The organism is Streptomyces sp. PH9007 (assembly GCF_059813725.1).
Genome location: NZ_CM187440.1, coordinates 4,021,714 through 4,044,822 on the forward strand (window position 1 = coordinate 4,021,714; position 23,109 = coordinate 4,044,822).

General features: G+C 72.9%; 23 protein-coding genes. 13 read left to right on the forward strand and 10 right to left on the reverse strand.

All coding sequences use genetic code 11. From position 1 onward, the window contains the following. Window positions 1-2: 2 nt before the first annotated feature. The 3 genes from ACTFAP_RS18615 to ACTFAP_RS18625 all read right to left on the reverse strand — a co-directional run bounded on the left by ACTFAP_RS18615 (window position 3) and on the right by ACTFAP_RS18625 (window position 3,059). Window positions 3-1,670, reverse strand: coding sequence for a phospho-sugar mutase (locus tag ACTFAP_RS18615; protein WP_500466906.1), 1,668 nt, complete (start codon window positions 1,668-1,670; stop codon window positions 3-5). 29 nt (window positions 1,671-1,699) lie between these two features. Continuing rightward, the gene (locus tag ACTFAP_RS18620) at window positions 1,700-2,506 is read right to left on the reverse strand and encodes a purine-nucleoside phosphorylase (protein ID WP_500466907.1); all 807 of its coding nucleotides are present in this window, start codon (window positions 2,504-2,506) and stop codon (window positions 1,700-1,702) included. Window positions 2,507-2,606: 100 nt separating this feature from the next. Continuing rightward, complete coding sequence (locus tag ACTFAP_RS18625; RefSeq protein ID WP_390117620.1) at window positions 2,607-3,059, reverse strand: gamma-glutamylcyclotransferase family protein; 453 nt, start codon at window positions 3,057-3,059, stop codon at window positions 2,607-2,609. Window positions 3,060-3,190: 131 nt separating this feature from the next. Here ACTFAP_RS18625 and ACTFAP_RS18630 point away from each other — a divergent pair, with 131 nt between their 5' ends. Both ACTFAP_RS18630 and ACTFAP_RS18635 read left to right on the forward strand, forming a co-directional pair. Then, on the forward strand, window positions 3,191-4,621 hold the full coding sequence (locus tag ACTFAP_RS18630) for an NAD(P)H-quinone dehydrogenase (RefSeq protein ID WP_500469496.1): 1,431 nt from the start codon (window positions 3,191-3,193) through the stop codon (window positions 4,619-4,621). A 169-nt stretch (window positions 4,622-4,790) separates the two neighbouring features. Beyond that, a complete protein-coding gene (locus tag ACTFAP_RS18635; RefSeq protein ID WP_500466908.1) occupies window positions 4,791-5,711 on the forward strand; it encodes a DeoR/GlpR family DNA-binding transcription regulator in 921 nt (306 codons plus the stop codon). 135 nt (window positions 5,712-5,846) lie between these two features. On the opposite strand, the gene ACTFAP_RS18640 is transcribed toward ACTFAP_RS18635, so the two are convergent. Further along, the gene (locus ACTFAP_RS18640) at window positions 5,847-6,779 is read right to left on the reverse strand and encodes a zinc-binding dehydrogenase (protein WP_500466909.1); all 933 of its coding nucleotides are present in this window, start codon (window positions 6,777-6,779) and stop codon (window positions 5,847-5,849) included. Window positions 6,780-6,878: 99 nt separating this feature from the next. Here ACTFAP_RS18640 and ACTFAP_RS18645 point away from each other — a divergent pair, with 99 nt between their 5' ends. Further along, on the forward strand, window positions 6,879-7,523 hold the full coding sequence (locus ACTFAP_RS18645) for a TetR family transcriptional regulator (protein ID WP_495681602.1): 645 nt from the start codon (window positions 6,879-6,881) through the stop codon (window positions 7,521-7,523). Window positions 7,524-7,596: 73 nt separating this feature from the next. Here ACTFAP_RS18645 and ACTFAP_RS18650 read toward each other — a convergent pair whose 3' ends face one another. Next, window positions 7,597-9,375, reverse strand: a complete 1,779-nt coding sequence (locus ACTFAP_RS18650) for an ATP-binding protein (RefSeq protein ID WP_495681603.1) — start codon at window positions 9,373-9,375, stop codon at window positions 7,597-7,599. A gap of 341 nt (window positions 9,376-9,716) precedes the next feature. Here ACTFAP_RS18650 and ACTFAP_RS18655 point away from each other — a divergent pair, with 341 nt between their 5' ends. Next, entirely contained in the window at window positions 9,717-10,196 is a 480-nt protein-coding gene (locus ACTFAP_RS18655) for a hypothetical protein (RefSeq protein WP_495681604.1), read from the forward strand. On the opposite strand, the gene ACTFAP_RS18660 is transcribed toward ACTFAP_RS18655, so the two are convergent. Beyond that, the gene (locus ACTFAP_RS18660) at window positions 10,125-10,763 is read right to left on the reverse strand and encodes a Maf family nucleotide pyrophosphatase (protein WP_495681605.1); all 639 of its coding nucleotides are present in this window, start codon (window positions 10,761-10,763) and stop codon (window positions 10,125-10,127) included. The genes ACTFAP_RS18655 and ACTFAP_RS18660 overlap by 72 nt on opposite strands. Window positions 10,764-11,002: 239 nt before the next feature. Here ACTFAP_RS18660 and ACTFAP_RS18665 point away from each other — a divergent pair, with 239 nt between their 5' ends. Genes ACTFAP_RS18665 through ACTFAP_RS18675 form a run of 3 tightly spaced genes read left to right on the forward strand, consistent with a single transcriptional unit; the run spans window position 11,003 to window position 14,347 of the window. Continuing rightward, entirely contained in the window at window positions 11,003-11,866 is an 864-nt protein-coding gene (locus tag ACTFAP_RS18665; RefSeq protein ID WP_495681606.1) for a VTC domain-containing protein, read from the forward strand. Then, window positions 11,856-12,533: a DUF4956 domain-containing protein gene (locus tag ACTFAP_RS18670; RefSeq protein WP_390117608.1), complete on the forward strand. Its 678-nt coding sequence runs from the start codon at window positions 11,856-11,858 to the stop codon at window positions 12,531-12,533. Before ACTFAP_RS18665 ends, ACTFAP_RS18670 begins: the two co-directional genes overlap by 11 nt. Then, entirely contained in the window at window positions 12,533-14,347 is a 1,815-nt protein-coding gene (locus tag ACTFAP_RS18675) for a CotH kinase family protein (RefSeq protein WP_500466910.1), read from the forward strand. The genes ACTFAP_RS18670 and ACTFAP_RS18675 overlap by 1 nt, the downstream gene beginning before the upstream one ends. Before the next feature lie 52 nt (window positions 14,348-14,399). Here the strand turns inward: ACTFAP_RS18675 and mmpB are convergent, their stop codons facing one another. From mmpB to ACTFAP_RS18690, 3 genes are all read right to left on the reverse strand, one after another. Next, window positions 14,400-14,543, reverse strand: coding sequence for a morphogenic membrane protein MmpB (mmpB, locus tag ACTFAP_RS18680; RefSeq protein WP_390117605.1), 144 nt, complete (start codon window positions 14,541-14,543; stop codon window positions 14,400-14,402). Window positions 14,544-14,629: 86 nt separating this feature from the next. Beyond that, on the reverse strand, window positions 14,630-14,836 hold the full coding sequence (locus ACTFAP_RS18685; protein ID WP_451749048.1) for an acyl-CoA carboxylase epsilon subunit: 207 nt from the start codon (window positions 14,834-14,836) through the stop codon (window positions 14,630-14,632). A 62-nt stretch (window positions 14,837-14,898) separates the two neighbouring features. After that, a complete protein-coding gene (locus ACTFAP_RS18690; RefSeq protein WP_390117856.1) occupies window positions 14,899-16,497 on the reverse strand; it encodes an acyl-CoA carboxylase subunit beta in 1,599 nt (532 codons plus the stop codon). Window positions 16,498-16,667: 170 nt separating this feature from the next. Between ACTFAP_RS18690 and ACTFAP_RS18695 the strand changes: the two genes are divergently transcribed. The 5 genes from ACTFAP_RS18695 to hutH all read left to right on the forward strand — a co-directional run bounded on the left by ACTFAP_RS18695 (window position 16,668) and on the right by hutH (window position 22,439). Further along, complete coding sequence (locus ACTFAP_RS18695; protein WP_500466911.1) at window positions 16,668-17,525, forward strand: biotin--[acetyl-CoA-carboxylase] ligase; 858 nt, start codon at window positions 16,668-16,670, stop codon at window positions 17,523-17,525. A gap of 159 nt (window positions 17,526-17,684) precedes the next feature. Further along, window positions 17,685-18,752, forward strand: coding sequence for an adenylate/guanylate cyclase domain-containing protein (locus tag ACTFAP_RS18700; RefSeq protein WP_046724647.1), 1,068 nt, complete (start codon window positions 17,685-17,687; stop codon window positions 18,750-18,752). Between the two features lie 8 nt (window positions 18,753-18,760). Continuing rightward, window positions 18,761-19,573: an enoyl-CoA hydratase/isomerase family protein gene (locus tag ACTFAP_RS18705; RefSeq protein WP_500466912.1), complete on the forward strand. Its 813-nt coding sequence runs from the start codon at window positions 18,761-18,763 to the stop codon at window positions 19,571-19,573. A 69-nt stretch (window positions 19,574-19,642) separates the two neighbouring features. Further along, window positions 19,643-20,743: a GGDEF domain-containing protein gene (locus tag ACTFAP_RS18710; RefSeq protein ID WP_500466913.1), complete on the forward strand. Its 1,101-nt coding sequence runs from the start codon at window positions 19,643-19,645 to the stop codon at window positions 20,741-20,743. A gap of 118 nt (window positions 20,744-20,861) precedes the next feature. Then, complete coding sequence (gene hutH, locus ACTFAP_RS18715; RefSeq protein ID WP_500466914.1) at window positions 20,862-22,439, forward strand: histidine ammonia-lyase; 1,578 nt, start codon at window positions 20,862-20,864, stop codon at window positions 22,437-22,439. Window positions 22,440-22,463: 24 nt separating this feature from the next. Here the strand turns inward: hutH and ACTFAP_RS18720 are convergent, their stop codons facing one another. Further along, entirely contained in the window at window positions 22,464-22,643 is a 180-nt protein-coding gene (locus tag ACTFAP_RS18720) for a hypothetical protein (protein ID WP_390117598.1), read from the reverse strand. A 136-nt stretch (window positions 22,644-22,779) separates the two neighbouring features. Here ACTFAP_RS18720 and ACTFAP_RS18725 point away from each other — a divergent pair, with 136 nt between their 5' ends. Continuing rightward, the gene (locus ACTFAP_RS18725; protein WP_390117596.1) at window positions 22,780-23,109 is read left to right on the forward strand and encodes a hypothetical protein; all 330 of its coding nucleotides are present in this window, start codon (window positions 22,780-22,782) and stop codon (window positions 23,107-23,109) included.

A 23,109-nucleotide genomic window follows, 5' to 3' on the forward strand; every position in this document is an offset into this window, starting at 1 on the left:
CCTCACAGCCCCGCGTGTTCCGCCACGGACTTCTTCAGCCGGGTCAGGACGGTGTGCGCCGTCTCCCGGACCCCCGGGAGGGTGGCCAGGTCGGGCGCGGGCAGCACCGTCTCCAGATAGACCTTCAGCTTCGGCTCCGTGCCGCTGGGCCGCACGATCACCCGGGCCGAGCGCACCGGGCCGCTGCCCGTGCCCGCCAGCGTGTACCGCAGGCCGTCGGTCGGCGGCAGGGTGGCGGTGCCGCGGGTCAGGTCCTCGGCCGCGGTGACCGGCAGGCCGGCCAGCTCCGTGGGCGGGTTCTCCCGCAGGCTCCGCATCGCCGCGGCGATCTCGGCCAGGTCGGTCACCCGTACCGACAGCTGTTCGGTGGCGTGCAGTCCGTGGGTCACGGCCAGGTCGTCCAGGACGTCCAGGACCGTACGGCCGTGCTCCTTCTCCACCGCCGCCAGTTCGGCGATCAGCAGGGCCGCCGTGATGCCGTCCTTGTCGCGGACGCCCTCGGGGTCCACGCAGTAGCCCAGGGCCTCCTCGTAGCCGTAGCCCAGGTCCTTCACCCGGCCCAGCCACTTGAAGCCGGTCAGGGTCTCCTCGTAGGGCAGCCCGGCCGCCGCCGCGATCTTCCCCGTCAGTGAGGAGGACACGATGGAGGCGGCGAAGGTGCCGCGCCGGCCGCCGCGCACCAGGTGGGTGGCGAGCAGCGCGCCGACCTCGTCGCCGCGCAGCATGCGCCAGCCGCCCTCGGCGAACGCGTCCGGCACCCCGACGGCGCAGCGGTCCGCGTCCGGGTCGTTGGCGATGACCAGGTCGGGGTGGACCGCGCGGGCCGTCTCGAAGGCCAGGTCCATCGCGCCCGGTTCCTCGGGGTTGGGGAAGGCCACGGTCGGGAAGTCGGGGTCGGGTTCCGCCTGGGCGGGGACCTGGGTGGGGGCGGGGAACCCGGCCCGTTCGAAGGCCGCCGTCAGCACGGACCGGCCGACCCCGTGCATCGGGGTGTACACGACGCGGGTGGTGCGCGGGGTGTCCGCCGTCAGCGGGGACATCGCGCGCGTCAGGTAGTCGGTGACCAGCGACTCCGGCAGGAACTCCCAGCCGTCCGAGGCCAGCGGTACGTCCGCCAGCGCGCCCACGGCCGCGATCTCGGCGGCGATGTCGGTGTCCGCCGGGGGCACGATCTGGCTGCCGTCGCCCAGGTAAACCTTGTAGCCGTTGTCCTGCGGCGGGTTGTGGCTGGCGGTGACCGCGATGCCCGCCACCGCGTGCTGGTGGGTGATCGCGTAGGCGAGGACGGGGGTGGGCAGGGCGCGCGGGAGCAGCGCGGCGCGCAGTCCGGCGCCGACCATGACGGCGGCGGTGGCGCGGGCGAAGTCCAGGCTCTTGTGCCGGGCGTCGTACCCGATGACGACCAGGCCCTCGCCCTGGCCGCGCGAACGGAGGTAGGCGGCGAGGCCGGCCGCCGCGCGGATCACCACGGCGCGGTTCATCCGCATCGGGCCGGCGCCCATCTCGCCGCGCAGGCCCGCCGTGCCGAACTGGAGGGTGCCGCCGAAGCGCTCGGCCAGCGCCGCGTCGTCGCCGGCCGCCAGCAGGGCGGCCAGTTCTGCGCGGGTGTCCGGGTCGGGGTCCTCGGCCAGCCATGCCTCGGCCGCCGCCCTCAGCTCCTGCGTCGTCATCGCTTCTCGCTCTCCTCAGATCCCGGATCTCAGATGCGGCCGAGTACCCGCGACAGCAGTGTGCCCATCCGGGTGGCCGAGTCACGGCCGGCCTGCAGGACCTCGGCGTGGTTCAGCGGTTCGCCGGTGATTCCGGCCGCCAGATTGGTGACGAGGGAGATGCCCAGCACCTCGGCCCCGGCCTCGCGGGCCGCGATGGCCTCCAGGACGGTGGACATGCCGACCAGGTCGCCGCCGATCGCCCGCACCATGCCGATCTCCGCCGGCGTCTCGTAGTGCGGCCCGGGGAACTGGACGTACACGCCCTCCTCCAGGCTCGGGTCGACCTCCTTGCACAGCGCCCGCAGCCGGGGCGAGTACAGGTCGGTGAGGTCGACGAAGTTCGCGCCGAGGATGGGGGAGGTGGCGGTGAGGTTGATGTGGTCACTGATGAGGACGGGCTGGCCGGGGCGCATGCCCTCGCGCAGGCCGCCGCAGCCGTTGGTGAGCACGACCACCTTGCAGCCGGCGGCCACGGCCGTCCGCACGCCGTGCACCACGGCGCCGACGCCCTTGCCCTCGTACAGGTGGGTGCGGCCCAGGAAGACCAGGGTGCGCTTGTCGCCGATCCGGTACGAGCGGATGGTGCCGGCGTGGCCTGCCACGGCCGGGGGCGGGAAGCCGGGGAGCTCCGTGACCGGGAACTCGGCGACCCTCTCGCCGAGCGCGTCCGCCGCCGGGAGCCAGCCCGAGCCCATCACCAGGGCCACGTCGTGGCTGTCCACACCGGTCAACTCGCGCAGCCGGGCCGCCGCGTCGTCTGCCGACGCGCTGCCCTCAATCTCTGAAACAGTCACGGGCCGAGCCTAGCCGAGTTTGGCCTACGCGCGTAGACGAACAGCTGATCAGACTTACGCAGCCGGCCCCGCCACTCCGTGCGCGGGCCCGGGCGCGGGCTCAGCAGGGGCGTTTGCGCAGTTCCATCACGTAGTCGTGGGGGGCCCCGGCGGACTCGGCGGCGTCCGCCACCTCGCCGAGGTAGCGCGCCGAGGGCAGCCCGCCCTCGTACCCGTTCAGGACGTAGGACCACGCCTGCACGTCGCCGTCCAGGGTGTGCACCCTGACCCGCATCCGCCGGTAGATGCTCAGGCCCACCCCCTCCCAGCGGTCCATGGCGTCCTCGTCCATCGGCGCGATGTCATACAGCGCCACGAAGACCCCGGGCCCGGGACCGTCGTCGGGGACTTCCTCCACGAGGGTGGCCAGCGCCCCCTCCCAGCCCATGTGCTCACCCCCGAAGGTGAGCCGCCAGCCCGTGATCCAGCCGGTGCCGCGCAGGGGGGAGTGCTTGGCACGGCGGGCCATCAGCCGGGCGTCGAGGTTTCCGGCGTATGCGGCGTAGAGCGACATGGAACTGAGCGTACGGGAGTGGCGCGGGTCATCGCCTGAGCCGTTCACCACGTCCCGCCCCCCGGACACCTTTCGCATGACAGGTCACAGTCAGGGGGTCGAACGTTCCTCCGGCCCGGTCATAAGAGACACTGGAGGACGTGACTCGGATCGTGATCATCGGTGGCGGACCTGGCGGCTACGAGGCGGCGCTGGTGGCCGCGCAGCTCGGCGCGGAGGTGACCGTGGTCGACCGGGACGGTCTGGGCGGGGCCTCGGTGCTCACCGACTGCGTGCCGTCCAAGACGCTGATCGCCACCGCCGAGGTCATGACCAGCTTCGACACCTCCCACGACGAGCTGGGGATCCTTCTGGACGGCGCGGAGGGCCGCGCGCTGGAGGTCGATCTCGGCAAGGTCAACCGGCGGGTGAAGCGGCTCGCGCTCGCCCAGTCGCAGGACATCACCGGCTCCGTCACCCGGGCCGGGGTCACCGTGCTGCCGGGCCGGGGCCGCCTCGAACCGCACCAGGCGCCCGACGGCTCGCGCCGGGTGTCCGTCACCCACCCGGACGGCACCGAGGTGGAGCTGGTCGCCGACGCCGTGCTGATCGCCACCGGCGGCCACCCGCGCGAGATCCCCGACGCCCGCCCGGACGGGGAGCGCATCCTCAATTGGACCCAGGTGTACGACCTCGGTGAGCTGCCCGAGGAGCTGATCGTGGTGGGCTCGGGCGTCACCGGCGCCGAGTTCGCCGGGGCGTACCAGGCGCTCGGCTCCCGCGTCACCCTGGTCTCCTCCCGGGACCGGGTGCTGCCGGGCGAGGACCCGGACGCCGCCGCCGTGCTGGAGGACGTCTTCCGGCGGCGCGGCATGAACGTGATGGCGCGCTCGCGGGCCGCCGCCGCCAAGCGGGTCGGGGACCGGGTGGAGGTGACCCTCGCCGATGGCCGGGTCATCTCGGGCACGCACTGTCTGATGGCGGTCGGCGCCATCCCGAACACCGCCGGCATGGGTCTTGAGGAGGCCGGGGTCCGGCTCAAGGACTCGGGCCACATCTGGACGGACCGGGTCTCCCGTACGTCGGCGCCCGGCGTCTACGCGGCGGGGGACGTGACCGGGGTGCTGGCGCTGGCCTCGGTGGCGGCGATGCAGGGGCGGATCGCGATGTACCACTTCCTGGGTGACGCCGTGGCCCCGCTGAACCTCAAGACGGTCTCGGCGAACATCTTCACCGACCCGGAGATCGCCACCGTCGGTTACACCCAGTCGGACGTGGATGAGGGCCGGATCGACGCGCGGGTGGTGAAGCTGCCGCTGCTGCGCAACGCGCGGGCGAAGATGCAGGGGGTGCGGGACGGTTTCGTGAAGCTGTTCGCGCGTCCCGGGACGGGGATCATCGTCGGCGGAGTGGTGGTGTCTCCGCGGGCGAGCGAGTTGATTCATCCGATTTCGATCGCCGTTGACAACAGTCTGACCGTAGAACAGATCGCAAAAGCGTTCACCGTGTACCCGTCTCTGTCGGGTTCGCTCGCCGAAACAGCACGGCAGTTGCAGACCAGCAAGGTCGCCGAGGAGCAGTAGACACAGGTCAGCGCGCGTTGCGGGCGGCAGGCGCCCCTGGCACATAGCACGCCGGGGGCGCACGTACAGACAACTTCGGTAATTCCCCGCAACCTGCTGAAAGCAGACGGTCATTGGGGTTACTGTCGGTTCCGTGTTCGCTGCAGAACGTCGTCAGATGATTCTCGAAATGGTGCGAGCCAACGGGGCCGTGTCGCTCCGCGAGCTCGCCCGCGTCGTCCAGACCTCCGAAGTGACCGTGCGGCGCGATGTCCGCGCCTTGGAGGCCGAAGGACTGCTGGACCGCAGACACGGTGGTGCGGTCCTCCCCGGCGGATTCGCCAGGGAGTCCGGATTCCCTCAACGCTCGCTCGCCGTCACGGCGGAGAAAGCCGCGATCGCCGAACTCGCCGCCTCCATGGTGACGGAGGGTGAGGCCATCGTGGTCGGTGCGGGCACCACCACGCAGGAACTCGCCCGCCGCCTCGCCCGGGTGCCCGGCCTGACCGTGGTCACCAACTCCCTGCTGGTGGCCCAGGCGCTGGCCCACGCCAACCGGGTCGAGGTGGTCATGACCGGCGGCACGCTGCGCGGCTCCAGCTACGCCCTGGTGGGCAGCGGGGCCGAACAGTCGCTCCAGGGGCTGCGCGTCTCCCGCGCGTTCCTGTCCGGGGCCGGGCTCACCGCCGAACGCGGCCTGTCCACCTCCAACATGCTCTCCGCGAGCGTCGACCGGGCGCTGGCCAGGGCGGCTTCGGAGGTCGTGGTGCTCGCCGACCACTCCAAGATCGGTGCCGACACCATGCTCCAGACGGTGCCCACCGAGATGATCACCCATCTGGTCACCGACCAGCCGCCGCCGGACTCCTCGCGGGCCGGCGCGGAGCTGGAGGCGCTGGCCGACCAGGGGGTGCGGATCTCGGTGGCGGGCGGCGGCCCGGGGCACCGGGCCCAGCCCGGCGAGCGGGAGCGCGAGCGGGAACGGACGCTGCCCGGGCCGCGTACGGTCCAGCAGCAGGGGGGCAAGTCCCCGCTGTCGGGGCCACCGCCCATCACCCCGCCGTCCGCCCAGCAGCGGCTCTCCGACCTGGCCGCCCAGCGCCGTCGCTGAGCCGTTGACGCGCTGAGCTGCTGACGAGCTGAACCGTCGGCGCGCACGGCGGTACCGACGGGACGGACGTGGCGCGGTGCGGCACGGCACGGCACCTGGGGCAGGGCCGGGGAAGGGGCCCGGGGCCGCGTGCGGCTACGCGGGGCCCAGCTCCAGGACGGCCTTGCCGTGCAGTCGGCGCCCCAGCAGGGCGGCGACGGCCTCCCCGGCCGCCTCCCAGGGGCCGCGCCACGAGATGGACGGGTCCAGACGGCCCGCCGCCACGCGGTCCGCGAGCCATGCGAAGGAGGGAGCGAGCGGTGTGCCGTCGAAGAGGAAGAAGGTGACGATCGAGCGCTCGTGCCGCCCGCCGTCGCCGAGGAAGGAGCCGAGCGGGAAGTGTTCGGGCTCGCCCGTGACATGCCCCAGCGCGACCAGGACGCCCCGGGCGGCGAGCCGGTCGAACGCCGTCACCAGCTGCGGGCCGCCGACGCAGTCGAGGACCCCGTGCACGGGCCCGTCGAGAGCGGCGGGGCCGGCGATCACCTCGTCGGCGCCCAGCGCGCGCAGCGCGTCCCCGTGAGCGGCCGGGTCCCCGGTGGAGGCGATCACGTGGGCGCCGCCGAGCCGGGCGAGCTGGACGGCGTACCGGCCCACGCCGCCGGTCGCCCCGGTGATCAGGACTCTTCTGCCGAGCAGCGGGCCGAGCCGGTGCAGCGCGTGCAGCGCGCTGCCGCCCGCGATCGGAACGGTGCTCAGCGCGCCCGCGTCGGCGCCGGCCGGGGCCACGCCGAGCATCGCGGTGTCGACCGCGCGCAGTTCGGCCCAGCCCCCCGCCCAGCCGGCGGTGACCACCGGCGTTCCGGCGGCCGGGCCCGAGCCGTCGGCGGCGGGGCGGGCCACCACGCCGGCCGCCTCCCAGCCCGGCACGGTGCCGTCCGGGGCGTCGGTGACGTGGCTGACCTCGCCGTGGTTGAGGGAGACGGCGGTGATCCGGACCAGCGCCTGATGGGGCTCGGGTACGGGGTCGGCGCTCTCGCCGAGCCGCAGGCCGGAGGGGGAGGACCGATCGACAACGAGGGCGCGCACGGGCGTCGCCTTTCCGTGGAGGGCGGGACATCCGCAGCGTAATGCCACTGAGTGGCATGTGTCATCCAGGGGCAAACGCTGCTCGGCTACACTCCCCCCATGGGCACCAGCACGCTGCGCGAACGCAAGAAGCAGCACACCCGCCAGGCGCTCATCGACACGGCGCTCGAACGTTTCACCGCACACGGCTTCGGCGCCGTCACCCTCGATGAACTGTGCGACACGGTCCAGGTCTCCAAGCGCACCTTCTTCCGGTACTTCGCCGGCAAGGAGGACGTCGCGATGGCCCCGCTCGAAGACCTGTGGAGGGCCTTCACCGCCGAACTGCGCACCCGCGAACTGCCCCCCGGCACCCCGCTGCTGGCCCTGGCCGAGGATGTCCTCCTGGCCGCCCTGGACCAGGTGGCGGACGAACGATGGGTCCACCGGGCCCGGCTGAGCCTGCTGCTCGCCGACCGCCATCCGTCCATCGCCGCGCACAACCGGCAGTTCTGCGACCGCACCACCGGCGCCCTGCTGGAGATCCTGCGCCCCGCGCTCGGCCCCGAGCCGGACCCCGCGGACCCCCGGCCCCGGCTGGCCCTCGACATGCTGCTGGCCGCGTTCCAGTGGGCGCTGACCGGCTGGGCGGCGGCCCGGCCCCCCGAGACCGCCGCCGCGCTGGCCGAACGGTTCCGCGCCGCCGTCGCCGCCCTTCCCGGCAGCCTGACCCTCACCACCGCGCCGTCGCCGCCCGCCCCCTGAAACGACGGAATCCCCCGGCCGGAAGGGCCGGGGGATTCCGTACGGAGACGGCGCGTCACCGCGCCGCCGCCGGTCAGTCCTTGATCAGGCAGATCGCCGCGCCGGACGACAGCGCGCCGCCGACCTCGGCCTTCAGGTCCGTGACGGTGCCGGCCCGGTGCGCGTTGATGGGCTGCTCCATCTTCATCGCCTCCAGCACCAGGATCAGCTCGCCCTCCGCGACCTGCTGACCCTCCTCCACCGCCACCTTCACCACAGTGCCTTGCATCGGCGACGCCAGCGTGTCGCCCGAGGCACCGCTCGCCGCCTTGCGGCCGGCCTTGCGCCGGGCCGGCTTCGCGCCGCCCGCCACCGCCGCCCGCGCCAGCGGCATCGCCAGCGTGGCGGGCAGCGACACCTCAAGACGCTTGCCGCCGACCTCGACGACGACCGTCTCGCGGGTGTCCGCCTCCTCCTCCGCCGTGGCGGCGGCACCGAAGGGCTCGATCGTGTTCTTGAACTCGGTCTCGATCCACCGGGTGTGCACCGTGAACGGCTCGCCCGCGTGCTCGGCCGACACCTCGGGGGCGAACGCCGGATCGACCACCACCGCCCGGTGGAACGGGATCGCGGTCGCCATCCCCTCCACCTGGAACTCGGCCAGCGCCCGCGCCGCGCGCTGCAGTGCCTGCTGCCGCGTCGCACCGGTGACGATCAGCTTCGCCAGCAGCGAGTCCCACGCCGGACCGATGACGGAACCCGACTCGACCCCCGCGTCAAGACGGACACCGGGGCCGGTGGGCGCCACGAAGGTGGTGACCGTGCCCGGCGCCGGCAGGAAGTTGCGGCCCGGGTCCTCGCCGTTGATGCGGAACTCGAAGGAGTGCCCGCGCAGCTGCGGGTCCTCGTAGCCCAGCGCCTCGCCGTCCGCGATCCGGAACTGCTCGCGCACCAGGTCGATCCCGGTGACCTCCTCGGTCACCGGATGCTCCACCTGGAGCCGGGTGTTGACCTCCAGGAAGGAGATCGTGCCGTCCTGGCCCACCAGGAACTCACAGGTGCCGGCGCCCACATAGCCGGCCTCCTTCAGGATGGCCTTCGAGGCGCGGTACAGCTCGGCGTTCTGCGCCTCGCTCAGGAACGGGGCCGGAGCCTCCTCCACCAGCTTCTGGTGGCGCCGCTGGAGCGAGCAGTCACGGGTGGAGACCACGACCACATTGCCGTGGGTGTCCGCCAGGCACTGCGTCTCCACGTGCCGCGGACGGTCCAGGTAGCGCTCCACGAAGCACTCGCCGCGCCCGAAGGCGGCCAGCGCCTCACGCACCGCCGACTCGTACAGCTCCGGGACCTCCTCCAGCGTGCGGGCCACCTTCAGGCCGCGCCCGCCGCCGCCGAAGGCCGCCTTGATCGCGATCGGCAGCCCGTGCTCCTTCGCGAAGGCCACCACCTCGTCCGCGCCGCCGACCGGGTCGGGGGTGCCGGCCACCAGCGGGGCGCCGGCGCGCTGCGCGATGTGCCGGGCGGCGACCTTGTCGCCCAGGTCGCGGATGGCCGCCGGCGGCGGACCGATCCAGGTCAGCCCGGCGTCCAGCACCGCCTGCGCGAACTCGGCGTTCTCGGAGAGGAAGCCGTAGCCGGGGTGGATGGCGTCGGCGCCGGAGTCGGCGGCCGCCTTCAGTACCTTGTCGATGTCCAGATAGCTGGTGGCCGGGGTGTCACCACCCAGCGCGAACGCCTCGTCGGTGGCGCGTACATGGACGGCCTCCCGGTCCGGTTCGGCGTAGACGGCGACGCTGGCGATGCCGGCGTCCCGGCACGCCCGGGCGACGCGGACGGCGATTTCGCCGCGATTGGCGATGAGCACCTTACGCACGATGGCTCCCTCCTTGGAACAAGCCGAGTTTAGGTACTGACGACACCCCGCGCCGAGTCGCCCGGATGAGTGAGCTTTTCCGCACGGTGGGTGAGGGAGCGTGCTGTGAGGTGCCTGCTGCCCTGCGGTTCCACGGTACGCGGCCCACCGGGGACGGCCTTGAGCGGTGCTCGCGGGAGGCCGTGATGCGGTCCGGTGGGGCACCCAGAGGCGTCGCTGTTGTGGAAACCCCATAAGCGCGGCCCGGATTCTTTTTCGGTACGGCCTTCGCCCGCGCCCGCCGGGCACCGGCGTTCCGCGGGGGGTTGCCGCCCCCGATACCCAGCAGTAGCGTGCGCTGCGTGAACCGGAGCAGACGAAGCGTGGCGGCCGTCACGGCGGCCGCGGTCAGCACCGGCGCGGCGGCGCTCGGGGCGCTGCACTGGATTCTCGGCATTGTCGTGGACCGACAGCACATGTCCCTGGCAGGCGTGTCGCCCACCACCATGACGGTCTCGACCTGGACGGCGGGCGCCCTGCTCGCCGTCTTCCTGCTGCTGTGCGCGGCGGCGCTGGCCCGTACGGCCGTCACCGACCGGCCGCCGGGCCGGTGCCGGCGGGCGGCGCTGATCGGCTGCGCCGTGCTGCACGCCGTGCTCGGCGCGCTGTCGGCCGCGCTGCTGGGGTGGTGGGTGTTCACCGCCGTCATGACCGTGTTCGGCCTGGTGGTGCTCACGCTCACGATGTACCCGCCCGTGACGCCCGCCGTGTCATCGCTGCTCCCACAACTCGGTGACGGAGACGCCGAGACGGCCGAGCAGCGTCCGCAGCAGGGGCATTGACAGGCCGATCACATTGCCCGGGTCGCCGTCGATGCCGTCGATGAACGGCGCCGAGCGGCCCTGGAGCGTGAACGCGCCCGCCACGTGCAGCGGTTCACCGGTGGCGACATAGGCGGCGATCTCCGCGTCGTCGGGGTCCCCGAACCGTACGGTGGTGGCCGCCACCCCCGACTCGGCCCGCCCGGTGGCGGTGTCGATCACCCGGTGCCCGGTGAGCAGCACCCCGGACCGGCCGCGCATCGACTTCCAGCGGCTGACGGCCTCTTCGGCGGAGGCCGGCTTGCCCAGGGCCGCCCCGTCCAGTTCGAGGACGGAGTCACAGCCGATCACCAGTGCCCCGGCCACCTCGGGCAGGGCCGCCACGGCGCCCGCCTTGGCCTCTGCCAGCACCTGGGCCAGCGCGCGCGGGCTCGCGGCGCTCAGCGCCTCCTCGTCCACGCCGCTGACGATCACCTCGGGGGTGAATCCGGCCTGCCGCAGCAGGGCGAGCCGGGCCGGTGACTGCGAGGCGAGCACCAGCCGGCGGCGGCCGGTGGCGTGGGAGGCGAGGCGGGGCGCGTGGTCCATGCCGGTCAGCGTATCCAGCGCGGACGGCGGCCAAGCCTGCCCTACCCGGAAGGGCACCCCGGGCTCCCCGGCGCGGACGCCCGGCGGTTTCGCCGTGAAGTGCGCCGGGATTCCCGGGGAGTTTCCCGCGCGTTCCCGTTCATCTGAACGCTTCAGCTCGTTCATAGACGGTTCTTATGCGGTTCTCATCTTCGCCTTGTTGGTTGGCGTTTCGAAGCCGATCGAACGAAGGGAACGGGATGGCCGCCGATGACGACGACGCAGCCGGACTCACCCGGGGCGTGGCCAGCAGGCTGCACGCGTTCAACCGCTACGAGATCAAATATCTGGTGGCGAACGAGGACGTACCCGCGATCCGCGAGGAACTGGCGCGCCGCATGGACCGGGACGAGCACTGCCCGCCCGGCGGGTACGGGGTGTGGAGTCTCTACTACGACACCCCGGCGCTCCGTTTCTACTGGGAGAAGATCGAGGGCCTGAAGTTCCGCCGCAAACTGCGGATCCGGCACTACGGCGACCTCGGCGCGATCACCGACGACAGCCCGGTCTTCGTGGAGATCAAACAGCGCGTCAACCGGGTTACCCAGAAGCGGCGGGTGCGCATGCCGTACGACGGCGCGCGGGCGCTGTGCGACCGGCGTGAGCTGGTGGACACCGGTCCCTTCGGCAACGAGGTGCTCGACCTCATCGTCCGGCTCGACCTGCGGCCCACCGTCATCACCGGCTATCAGCGCGAGGCGCTCAAGGGACGTGACCAGGACGTCGGCCTGCGGGTGACCTTCGACAGCCGGGTGCGGGGCCGTGACCGCGACTTCCACCTCGGAACCACGGCGCAGAACCGTTACATCATCCCGCCCCGGCTGACCGTGATGGAGGTCAAGGTCAACGAGCGGGTCCCGTACTGGATCACCGATCTGATGGCCCGTCGCAGTCTGAGCGTGGTCCGGGTCTCCAAGTACGTCCAGAGCGTGGAGGCGCACGGCAAGGCCCCGCGCTCCGTCTTCCACGTCCGGGAGGAAGCCCTCCCGGAAACCCCGGCCGCCCCGGAAAGCCCGGGAACCCCCACCACCGTCCTCGCGAAGGAAAACGCCCGTGTTCTCTGAACTCCAGGATCTCAGCGGAACGTTCAGCGTCGCTGACATCGTGCTCTCGCTGGTGATCTCCTTCGCCCTGAGCATGATGGTCGGCTACGTCTACCGCGCCACCCACCGCAATGTCTCCTACAGCCAGTCCTATGTGCAGACGCTGGTGATCATCGGGGTCATCGTGGCGATGATCCTGCTCGTGGTCGGCTCCAACCTGGCCCGGGCGTTCTCACTGGTGGGCGCGTTGTCGGTGGTGCGGTTCCGCAACGCCATCAAGGAAACCAGGGACGTGGGCTTCATCTTCCTGGTGATGGGCCTGGGCATGGCCTGCGGCGCCCGCTTCTACGCGCTGGCGATCATCGCCGGCATCACCATCTGCGTGATCATCCTGGTGATGCACAAGTTCAACATGTTCCAGCTGAACGTGCAGCGCCAGGTCGTCAAGGTGCAGGTGCCGGCCGGTGAGGACTACACCCAGGTCATCCAGGACGTTCTGATCGACTTCACCAACGAGTTCGAGCTGGTCAGCACGGAATCGATACGCGGCGGGGCGCTCACCGAGGTCTTCTACACCGTCCGGCTGAAGAAGGGCCGCGAACCCGGTGCGCTGGTCGAGGCGTTGCGCGAGCGCACCATGGGCCAGCGGGTGACCGTCCTGACCGGCTACGACCAGACGGACCTGTGATGACGGCGGGAACGGCCCGGCTCGTCCACCGGCTGCCGGTGCCGCTGCGGCAGCACTGGAAGCCGATGGCCGCGCTGGTGGTGGCCCTGACGGTGTTGTTGCTGGCCTTCGGCGACACCCGCGTCTCGGCGACGGTCACCAGCGCCGCCAGCAACGACGGCGAGCAGGTCACCCAGAACATCGAGGGACTCACCGACCTCTACGACAGCGGAGAGATCCACAGGGTGTCCCTGGAGTACGACGAGGCCGACTACCAGCGGCTGATCACCGCCTACGAGGAGGACGGCGACAAGGAGTGGATGGAGGCCGACCTCACCATCGACGGCACCTTCATCGAATCCGTCGGCGTCCGGCTCAAGGGCAACTCCACCCTCAGCGCTCTGCGCGACGCGGACGGGATGGACGGCCCCGTCATGCGCGGTGTCGGCCCGGGCGGCGAGGAGATCGACCTGGAGGGCTTCGAACTGCCCGAGGGCGCGGGGGGAGACTTCGTCCTGCCCGAAGGGGCCGGAGAAGGCGGCGAGGCCGGTGAGGGCGGCGGCCCCGCGATGGGCGCCGGGATGAACATGGCCGAGCTCTCCGTCGACGAGCCAGAGAACCTGCCCTGGCTGATCAAGATCGACCAGTACATCGAGGGCCGCGCGTACCAGGGCCACACCGAGATCTCGGTGCGGCCGGGCACGGAGGACTCCACACCGCTGAACGAGGCCCTGATGCTGTCGCTGATGGACTCCTCCGGTCAGGTGGCGGAGCGGTACGCGTTCTCCTCCTTCACCGTCAACAACCGCCCCGCCTCCACCCGGTTGCTGGTGGAGAACCCCAGCACCGGCTACGCCGCCGAGCAGATCTACGGCAACGGGGTGCTGTACAAGGCGCGGGCCTCCTCCAGGTTCAGCTATGTGGGGGACGATCCGACCGACTACAAGGACCAGTTCAAGCAGATCACCAAGAAGGGCAGCCAGGACCTCCAGCCGGTGATCAACCTGATCAGGTGGGCGGAGGAGGCCACCGACGAGGAGTTCGCGGCGGAACTGGGCGACTGGGTCGACCTCGACTCGTTCGCGGCCTACGTGGCCACGCAGAACCTGCTCATGAACTTCGACGACATGAGCGGACCGGGGCAGAACTATCTGCTCTGGTACGACCTGGACACCAAGAAGTTCTCGGTGCTGGGCTGGGACTTCAACCTGTCGCTGAGCGGGGACGCCACGGCGGGGCCGCACGACCAGTCCTCGATGGGCGGGTTCGCGATGGGCACGCTGCCGGAGGGGGCCGAGATCCCGGACGGTGCCGGGGAGGGCGCGCAGGACACGCTCCCCGGGGGCGGGTTCCCGGAGGGCTTTCCCGAGGACGGCGCGTTCCCCGACGGTGCCTTCCCCGACGGCGCCCTGCCCGAAGGGCTTCCCGAGGACGGCACGGTCGCGGGCGGCACGGGCCCCGGCGGTGGCGGCCGGATGCCACCGGGCGGTGGCGAGGAGGGCGGTCAGGGCGGCGGGCCACGGCTCATCGGCCCGGACGGCGAGGAGATCGACCTGGGCAGCGACGGCGACATGCGGAGCCTGGGCGGCAACACGCTCAAGGAACGCTTCCTGGAACTGGACGCGTTCGAGGACGTCTACCTCGACGCCTACCGCGACCTGTACCAGCAGTGGTTCGCCTCCGGCAGCGCGCTGGAGGCCCTGGACGCGGTGCTGGAGGCGGCCGAGACCAACGGCGCCGACATGGACGCCCTGTCCGTCACGGCCGACCAGCTGCGCAGCACGCTCACCGAGCGGGCGGCCGCACTGGCCGCCGACGAGACGGTCGGCGGCTGAGCCCCCGCCGCCGGCCCCGCTGCCGCAGCCGCCGACCCGGCTCCCCGCCTCATCAGGTCGGCGGCTGCGACAGCATCACCAAAGACGTGCCGATCAGCCCGGCCAGGGCGATCACCCATCCCACCCGGCGCAGCATGGCGCGGGTGGTCCGGGCCTCCCGGGAGGGCTCCTGACGGCGCAAGTCGGACCACAGCATCCTTCGATGGTCCCGCGCCGCGGGGGCCGTCCGCCTGAGTACGCGTACTCAACCTGGCAGGAGACTTTCGGCCGCCGCCCGGGCGGTCAGTACCCCCGGTACGCGGCCTGCCACGCGCCGGGCCCCGGCGGCGGCAGCGGGCGCCGTACGGCCCCGCCCCGGGCCGCCCAGCCGCCCGGCACCGGCGCGTCGCCGCCCTTGGTGCCCGCCGCGGCGGCGACCCGGGCCCGTACCACCGCCACGGCCGCGGCCAGTTCCTCCGGCGTCGGGTTCCCCCGGACCACCCGGATCATCATGGGCTGCTCCCTGTCGTCGTCCTCGTGACGTACCTCGTGAAGGACCTGGTGGTGGCGGGTCAGAGCGGGATGTTGCCGTGCTTCTTCGGCGGCAGCTGCTCGCGCTTGGTCCGCAGCGCCCGCAGCCCGCGCACGATGTGCCGGCGGGTGTCGGCCGGCATGATCACCGCGTCCACGTAGCCGCGTTCGGCGGCGGCGTACGGGTTGAGCAGCGTCTCCTCGTACTCGGCGGTCAGCCGGGCCCGTTCGCTCTCACGCTCGGCCGGGTCCTCCAGCGCGGCGAGGGTGCGCCGGTACAGGATGTTCACCGCGCCCTGCGCGCCCATGACCGCCACCTGCGCGGTGGGCCAGGCCAGATTGAGGTCCGCGCCCAGGTGCTTGGAGCCCATCACGTCGTAGGCGCCGCCGAACGCCTTGCGGGTGATCACGGTGATCAGCGGAACGGTCGCCTCGGCGTAGGCGTAGATCAGCTTGGCGCCGCGCCGGATGATGCCGCCGTACTCCTGGTCGGTGCCCGGCAGGAAACCGGGGACGTCGACGAACGTCAGCACCGGGATGTTGAACGCGTCGCAGGTGCGTACGAAGCGGGCGGCCTTCTCCGAGGCGTTGATGTCCAGACAGCCGGCGAACTGGAGCGGCTGGTTGGCGACCACGCCCACCGAACGGCCCTCGACCCGGCCGAAGCCGGTGACGATGTTCGGCGCGAACAGCGGCTGCGTCTCCAGGAACTCCCGGTCGTCCAGCACGCCTTCGATGACCTGGTGCATGTCGTAGGGCTGGTTGGCGGAGTCCGGGACGAGGGTGTTGAGCTGCCGGTCCTCCTCGTCCGGCTCCAGATCGGCCTCCTCCTCGGGGAAGGCGGGCGGCTCGGAGAGGTTGTTGGAGGGCAGGTAGGACAGCAGCGCCTTGACGTACTCGATGGCGTCCTTCTCGTCGCCCGCCAGATGGTGCGCGACACCGGAGACGGCGTTGTGGGTACGGGCCCCGCCCAGCTCCTCGAAGCCCACGTCCTCTCCGGTGACGGTCTTGATCACATCGGGCCCGGTGATGAACATGTGGGACGTCTGGTCGACCATCACCGTGAAGTCGGTGATCGCGGGGGAGTAGACGGCGCCGCCCGCGCACGGGCCCAGGATGAGCGAGATCTGCGGGACCACGCCGGAGGCGTGCACGTTGCGGCGGAAGATCTCGGCGAACAGGCCGAGCGCGGTCACGCCCTCCTGAATCCGGGCCCCGCCCCCGTCGTTGATGCCGATGATCGGGCAACCGGTCTTCATCGCCCAGTCCATGACCTTGACGATCTTCTCGCCGTACACCTCGCCCAGCGAGCCGCCGAAGACGGTGAAGTCCTGGGAGTAGACGGCGACCGGGCGGCCGTCGACCGTTCCGTAGCCGGTGACGACCCCGTCCCCGTACGGGCGGTTGCGCTCGATGCCGAAGGAGGTGGAGCGGTGCCGGGCGAACTCGTCCAGCTCGGTGAACGAGCCCTCGTCCAGCAGCGCGAGCACCCGCTCGCGCGCGGTGCCCTTGCCCTTCGCGTGCTGCCGGGCCACTGCCCGGTCCGAGCCGGCCCGCACCGCCTCGGCCGCCCGCAGCCGGAAGTCCTCGATCTTGCCCGCGGTCGTATGGAGGTCGGGGGTGGTTTCCTGGGGCGACAGTTCGGGCACGGTACGCGGCTCCTACTCGTCCTCGGGTGGGCTACCGGAAAGTAGCCTAACCAGCGGCGGGCCGACCGGCCGGTGCGGCGTGGATCACAACGCGAACCGGCCAAAGATCGGCCGGCCCCCGGCGACCGCCCCGCGCCCCGGCGACGTCCTAGGGTGACCCCATGACCCCTCCCCCCGGCCGCTGGTCCGACCTCGACCGCCCGCCGCTGAACGCCCGGGCCCTGCGCACCGCGCTGGTGCGGCCCGGCAGTCTGTGGACCGGCCTCACGGTCGTCGAGTCCACCGGTTCCACCAACGCCGACCTGGCCGCCGCCGCGGCCTCCGGCGACGCCGCGCCCGGCACCGTACGGGTGGCGGAGGAGCAGGTCCGCGGGCGCGGCCGGCTGGACCGGCAGTGGAGCGCCCCGGCCCGCTCCGGCCTGTTCTGCTCCGTGCTGCTCGCCCCCGGACCCGAGGTGCCCGCCGAACGCTGGGGCTGGCTCCCGCTGCTGGCCGGCGTCGCCGCCGTCACCGCGCTCACCCCGGTCACCGAGGTCGCAACCGCGCTGAAATGGCCCAACGATCTGCTGGTGCCGGTGGACGGGGAGGAGCGCAAGCTCGGCGGCATCCTCGCCGAACGGGTGACCCTGGCCGACGGCACACCGGCCGTCGTCCTGGGCATGGGGATCAATGTGTCGCTGCGCGCCGGGGAACTGCCGGTGCCCACCGCCGGTTCGCTGCTCCTGGCCGGGGCGGCCAGCACGGATCGCGATCCCCTGCTGCGCGCCGTCCTGCGCTCCCTGGCCGAGTGGTACGGCCGCTGGACGGTGGCGGAAGGTGACGCGAGCGCCGCCGGACTGCTCCCGGCGTACGCGGCCTGCTGCGCGACCCTCGGCCGCAGCGTGCGCGCCCTGCTGCCGGGCGGCGCCGAGGTACGCGGCGAGGCCGTGGCGGTGGACGGCACCGGCCGGCTGGTGATCGCCGACGCCGAGGGCGTACAGCGCCCGGTGGACGCGGCCGACATCGTGCACCTGCGGTGATTGCCCGGCAACGCCCCGCGTGACTTAGGGCACACCTGCCGTAGGGTTGTGCGATGGACACCACGCGATGGGCGTGAACGAGCAGGAACGGTAGGGCGGCGGCAGTGCGCAGCGGAGGTAACCCCACCCCGGTGGCGTTCGCGTGGGCGAGGGCGGGCAGTGGCCGTGGCTGATGCGGAGGGAACCCCGCCCGATGAGACCGGTGACGATACCATCGCGCTGCGCATCGAACAGCTGATCATCGGGTCCGAACGGCAGTACACCCCCTTCCAGGCGGCGCGCGCCGCCGGCGTCTCGCTCGACCTGGGCACCCGCTTCTGGCGGGCCATGGGCTTCCCCGACGTGGGACAGGCCAAGGTCCTCACCGAGGCGGACGTGCTCGCGCTGCGGCGCCTCGGCGGTCTGGTCGAGGCGGGGCTGCTGAGCGAGCCGATGGCGATCCAGGTGGCGCGGTCCACCGGGCAGACCACGGCGCGGCTGGCGGACTGGCAGATCGACTCCTTCCTGGAGGGCCTGATCGAGCCCCCCGAGCCGGGCATGACCCGCACCGAGGTGGCGTACCCGCTGGTGGAGCTGCTGCTGCCGGAGCTGGAAGAGTTCCTGGTGTACGTGTGGCGGCGGCAGCTGGCGGCGGCCACCGGGCGGGTGGTGCAGGCCCAGGACGACGCGGAGATGGTGGACCGGCGGCTCGCGGTGGGCTTCGCGGACCTGGTGGGCTTCACCCGGCTGACCCGGCGCCTGGAGGAAGAGGAACTCGGCGAACTGGTGGAGGCCTTCGAGACCACCGCCGCCGACCAGGTCGCCGCCCAGGGCGGGCGGCTGATCAAGACACTGGGCGACGAGGTGCTGTTCGCGGCGGACGACGCGGGGACCGCCGCCGACATCGGGCTGCGGCTGGTGGAGACGCTGGGCGATGACCCGATGATGCCGGAGCTGCGGGTGGGCATCGCGTTCGGCACGGTCACGACCCGGATGGGCGATGTCTTCGGCAACACCGTGAACCTGGCGAGCCGCCTCACCTCGATAGCGCCGAAGGACATGGTGCTGGTGGACGGCGCGCTGCGCGACGAACTCACCTCCGCCGGTCTGGCGCCGGAGTCGGAGAAGGCGGCCGGCGGGCGGGACGGGCGCGGGTACCGGTTCGCGCTCCAGCCGCTGTACCAGCGGCCGGTGCGCGGTCTGGGGATAGTGGAACCGTGGCTGTTGTCGAGAAGGGGCGGGGAGTGAGCGACGGCGTGAGCACGAGCGAGGAACGCTTCGGCGAGTGGGTCGCGGTCCGGCGGGACGCGGACAGCGGAGTGGCGGAGCTGGTCCTGGACCGGGTGCCGGCGATGAACGCCGTCTCCTCGGCCATGGCGCGCGGCATCGCCGAGGCGTGCGCCGCCCTGGCGGCGGCACCGGCCCGCGAGGTGCGGGCGGTGGTGCTCAGCTCGACGCACGAGCGCGCGTTCTGCGTCGGCGCGGACCTGAAGGAGCGCAACGGCTTCACCGACGCCGACCTCGGCCGGCAGCGTCCGGTGTCCCGGGCGGCGTACGGCGGGGTGCTGAACCTGCCGATGCCGGTGATCGCGGCCGTGCACGGCTACGCGCTGGGCGGCGGCTTTGAACTGGCCCTGTCCTGCGATGTGATCGTGGCCGACCCGACGGCCGTGGTCGGGCTGCCGGAGGTGACGGTCGGCGTGATCCCCGGCGGCGGCGGCACCCAGCTGCTGCCGCGCCGGGTGGGCGCGGCCCGCGCGGCCGAACTGATCTTCACCGGCCGCCGGGTGGCGGCGGACGAGGCGCTGGCCCTGGGCCTGATCGACGTGGCGGCGGAGCGCGGCGAGGACCGTACCCGGGCGCTGGAGCTGGCGGCGGGCATCGCGGCCAACTCGCCGGTGGGCCTGCGCGCGGCCAAGCGCGCCCTGCGCACCGGGCACGGCCTCGACCTCGCCACCGGCATGGAGGTGGAGGACGCGGCCTGGCGCACGGTGGCCTTCTCCGCCGACCGGGCCGAGGGCGTGGCGGCCTTCAACGAGAAGCGCCGCCCGGCCTGGCCGGGGGAGTAGCCGCGCCCGCCGCCCGATGGGCGGATCATCGCCGGGCGGGCCCGATCCGCCCCGCTTAGCCTGGGGCGCATGGAGGCTTCCGGGGTGCGGGCCGTCGCGGCACTGGTGGCCGGGATGGCCCAGGCGACGCGGCTGCCCGAGGTCGCGCGGGCTGCGGCCGAGGGCGCCCGGCTGGCGCTGGACGGGTCGTTCGCCGCGCTGTCCGTGTGGGAGCGCGAGCGCGGCCGGCTGCGGGTGCTGGTCAACACCGGGCGGCTGGTGGCCGGCGAGGAGGAGTACCCGGCCGACGAGTCCTACGCCGTCCACGACTTCCCGGAGATCGCCCTGTCCTCGCCGCGCGAACCGCGGGCCTGGGTGGAGCGGGCGGACGGCCCCCGGCGCGGCGCCGCGCTGCGCCGCCAGGGCCGGGGCTGCTGCGTGGCCGCCCCGCTCGTGCTGGCCGACCGGGCGTGGGGGGAGCTGTACGTGGCGCGGGACACCGGCGCCCCCGTCTTCACGCCGCGGGACGCCGAGTTCGCGGCCGTCCTCGCATCCGTCACGGCCACCGGCCTGGCCCAGTACGAGCGGCTGGAGCGGGTGCGGCGGCTCGCGTTCACCGATCCGCTGACCGGTCTCGGCAACCGCCGCGCGGTGGACGAGCGGCTGGCGCGGGCGGTTGCCGCGCACCGGGCGACGGGCGAGCCGCTGGTGCTGGTGGTGTGCGACGTCAACGGCCTCAAGCAGGTGAACGACACCTACGGGCACGCCGCCGGGGACCGGCTGCTGGAACGGTTCGGCCGGCTGCTGTCGCTGTGCGCCGCGGCCTTCCCCGGGGCGCTGGCGGCCCGGCTCGGCGGCGACGAGTTCGCGCTCGTCGTCACCGGGCATCCGGACGCCGAGGTGGAGCGCGCGGTGGCCGGGATGTGCCGCGGTGCCGCGGATCTCGCGCTGGGGGAGGGGGTGGCCTGCGGGATCGCGGGCACGGGCGAGAGCATCGGGCCGCCCCCGACCGCGCGCCGGCTGTTCCGGCTGGCGGACGCCGCCCAGTACCGGGCCAAGGCCGCGCACGCGCCGGGCCCCGTGGTGGCGGGCCGGGGCGAGGAGGGCCGGGCGGCGTTGCGGATGGCCGACGCCCCGCCGCCTGCCGCGCCGGGGGAGCAGGAACGCCGGCGCTTCCGGGGCCGGGAGTGACGGCGGGCGTGGCGGTACGGCTCCCGCCGTCCGTCCCCGTATCGGGTCCCGTGTCCGCACATCCGCTGCACCACCCCCTTCGTGACGATTATCGATTCACTTCGTAGGCTCTGTGAATATGGCTATGCATCCCCTCGTCGTGGTCGGCCCCTCGGGCACCACCCCCGCCGACGTCCTCGCCGTCGCCCGGCACGACGCCCGCGTCGAACTCTCCACCGCCACCCGTACCGCGATGGCCGCCGCCCGTGCCGCCGTGGAGGACCTCGCGGCCCGCCCCGAGCCGGTCTACGGCGTCTCCACCGGCTTCGGCGCCCTCGCCGTACGCCACATCAGCCCCGAGCTGCGCGCCCGCCTCCAGCGCAACATCGTCCGCTCGCACGCCGCTGGCATGGGCCCGCGGGTGGAGCGCGAGGTCGTCCGGGCGCTGATGTTCCTGCGGCTGAAGACCCTGGCCTCCGGCCACACCGGGGTACGGCCCGAGGTCGCCGAGACCATGGCCGCGGTGCTGAACGCCGGCATCACCCCCGTCGTCCACGAGTACGGTTCGCTCGGCTGCTCCGGCGACCTGGCCCCTCTGTCGCACTGCGCGCTCACCCTCATCGGGGAGGGCGAGGCCGAGGGCCCCGACGGCCGGGTACGCCCCGCCGCCGACCTCCTCGCCGAGCAGGGCATCGCCCCGCTCACCCTGCGCGAGAAGGAGGGGCTCGCGCTGCTGAACGGCACCGACGGCATGCTCGGCATGCTGCTGATGGCCTGCGCCGACCTCGCCGCGCTGTTCACCGCCGCCGACATCACCGCGGCCCTCACCCTGGAGGCGCTGCTGGGCACCGACCGGGTGCTCGCCCCCGAACTGCACGCGATCCGCCCGCACCCCGGCCAGGCCGTCAGCGCCGCCAACATGGCGCGCGTGCTGGCCGGCTCGGGACTGACCGGGCACCACCAGGACGACGCCCCGCGCGTGCAGGACGCGTACTCGGTGCGCTGCGCCCCGCAGGTCAACGGCGCGGGCCGGGACACCCTCGCGCACGCCCGGCAGGTCGCCGAGCACGAACTGGCCGCCGCTGTCGACAATCCGGTGGTCGTACCGGCGGCCGGTGGCCGTCCCGCCCGCGTCGAGTCCAACGGCAACTTCCACGGCGCCCCGCTCGGCTACGTCCTGGACTTCCTCGCCATCGCCGTCGCCGATCTCGCCTCCATCACCGAACGCCGAACCGACCGGCTGCTGGACAAGAACCGCTCGCACGGACTGCCGCCCTTCCTGGCCGGCGACGCCGGGGTGGACTCCGGGCTGATGATCGCCCAGTACACGCAGGCGGCCCTGGTCAGCGAACTGAAGCGGCTCGCCGTCCCCGCCTCGGTGGACTCGATCCCGTCCTCCGCGATGCAGGAGGACCACGTCTCCATGGGCTGGTCGGCGGCGCGCAAGCTGCGCACGGCGGTGGCCGGGCTCACCCGCGTGATCGCGGTGGAGCTGTGCGCGGCCACCCGCGCCCTGGAACTGCGCGAGGGGCTGGCCGCGCAGGGGCTGCGCCCCGGGCCCGCCGCCCGCGCCGTCGTCGAGGCGGTACGGGCGGCCGGAGTGGGCGGGGCCGGGGAGGACCGCTGCCTGGCGCCCGACCTGGCGGCGGCCGAGGCGTTCGTACGGGACGGCGCCCTGGTGCGCGCCGCCGAGACGGTGGCAGGACCGCTGGGCTGACCGGCGCTGTGTGTCAGGCGGACCCTAGTGCTCCTCGGCGGGCACCTGGTGCTCGCTGACGGCGTCATTGCCCACCGCGTCCTCGCCGGCGGCGTCGTTCCCGGCGTGCGCGGTGGGCATCAGCCAGACCAGGCCCAGCACGGCGGCTGCGACGATGCCGGTGATCAGGGGCGGGTTGTTGGGGGTAGCACGGTGCTCGGCCACGGGGGCCTCCTGGGGGCGGGGCGGGGAGAGCGGGGTGGGGGGTGACGCGGTGGCTGGGGTGGTGCCATGAGCGATGTTAGGGGCCCATGCGGGTCGCGGGGAAGGGCTGTCCGAGGGGGCGGTTACTCTCCGTGTCATGAGTAGCAGCGAGGAGATGCGCCCGGTCACGGCCGAGGCGGCACAGCACGTACGCGTCCGGGTGGAAATGGTGCTGGAGCTGACGGACGCGGACGAGGTGATCCGGGCCGCCTGGGCGCGGATCCACGAGGACGACCTGATGCCCGACGAGGAGCGGCGGCAGGCGGCGGACGCGGTGGCGCAGGACCCGGCCGAGGCGATCGCGTACCTCCTGGACCCCGTCGATCTGGTGACCGATGTGCCCGGGATCGAGCTGGCGCAGGCTTCGTGGAGCAGCGAGCTGGCGGAGTACGATCCGGAGGAGACGTGGGACAGTGACGACGAATAG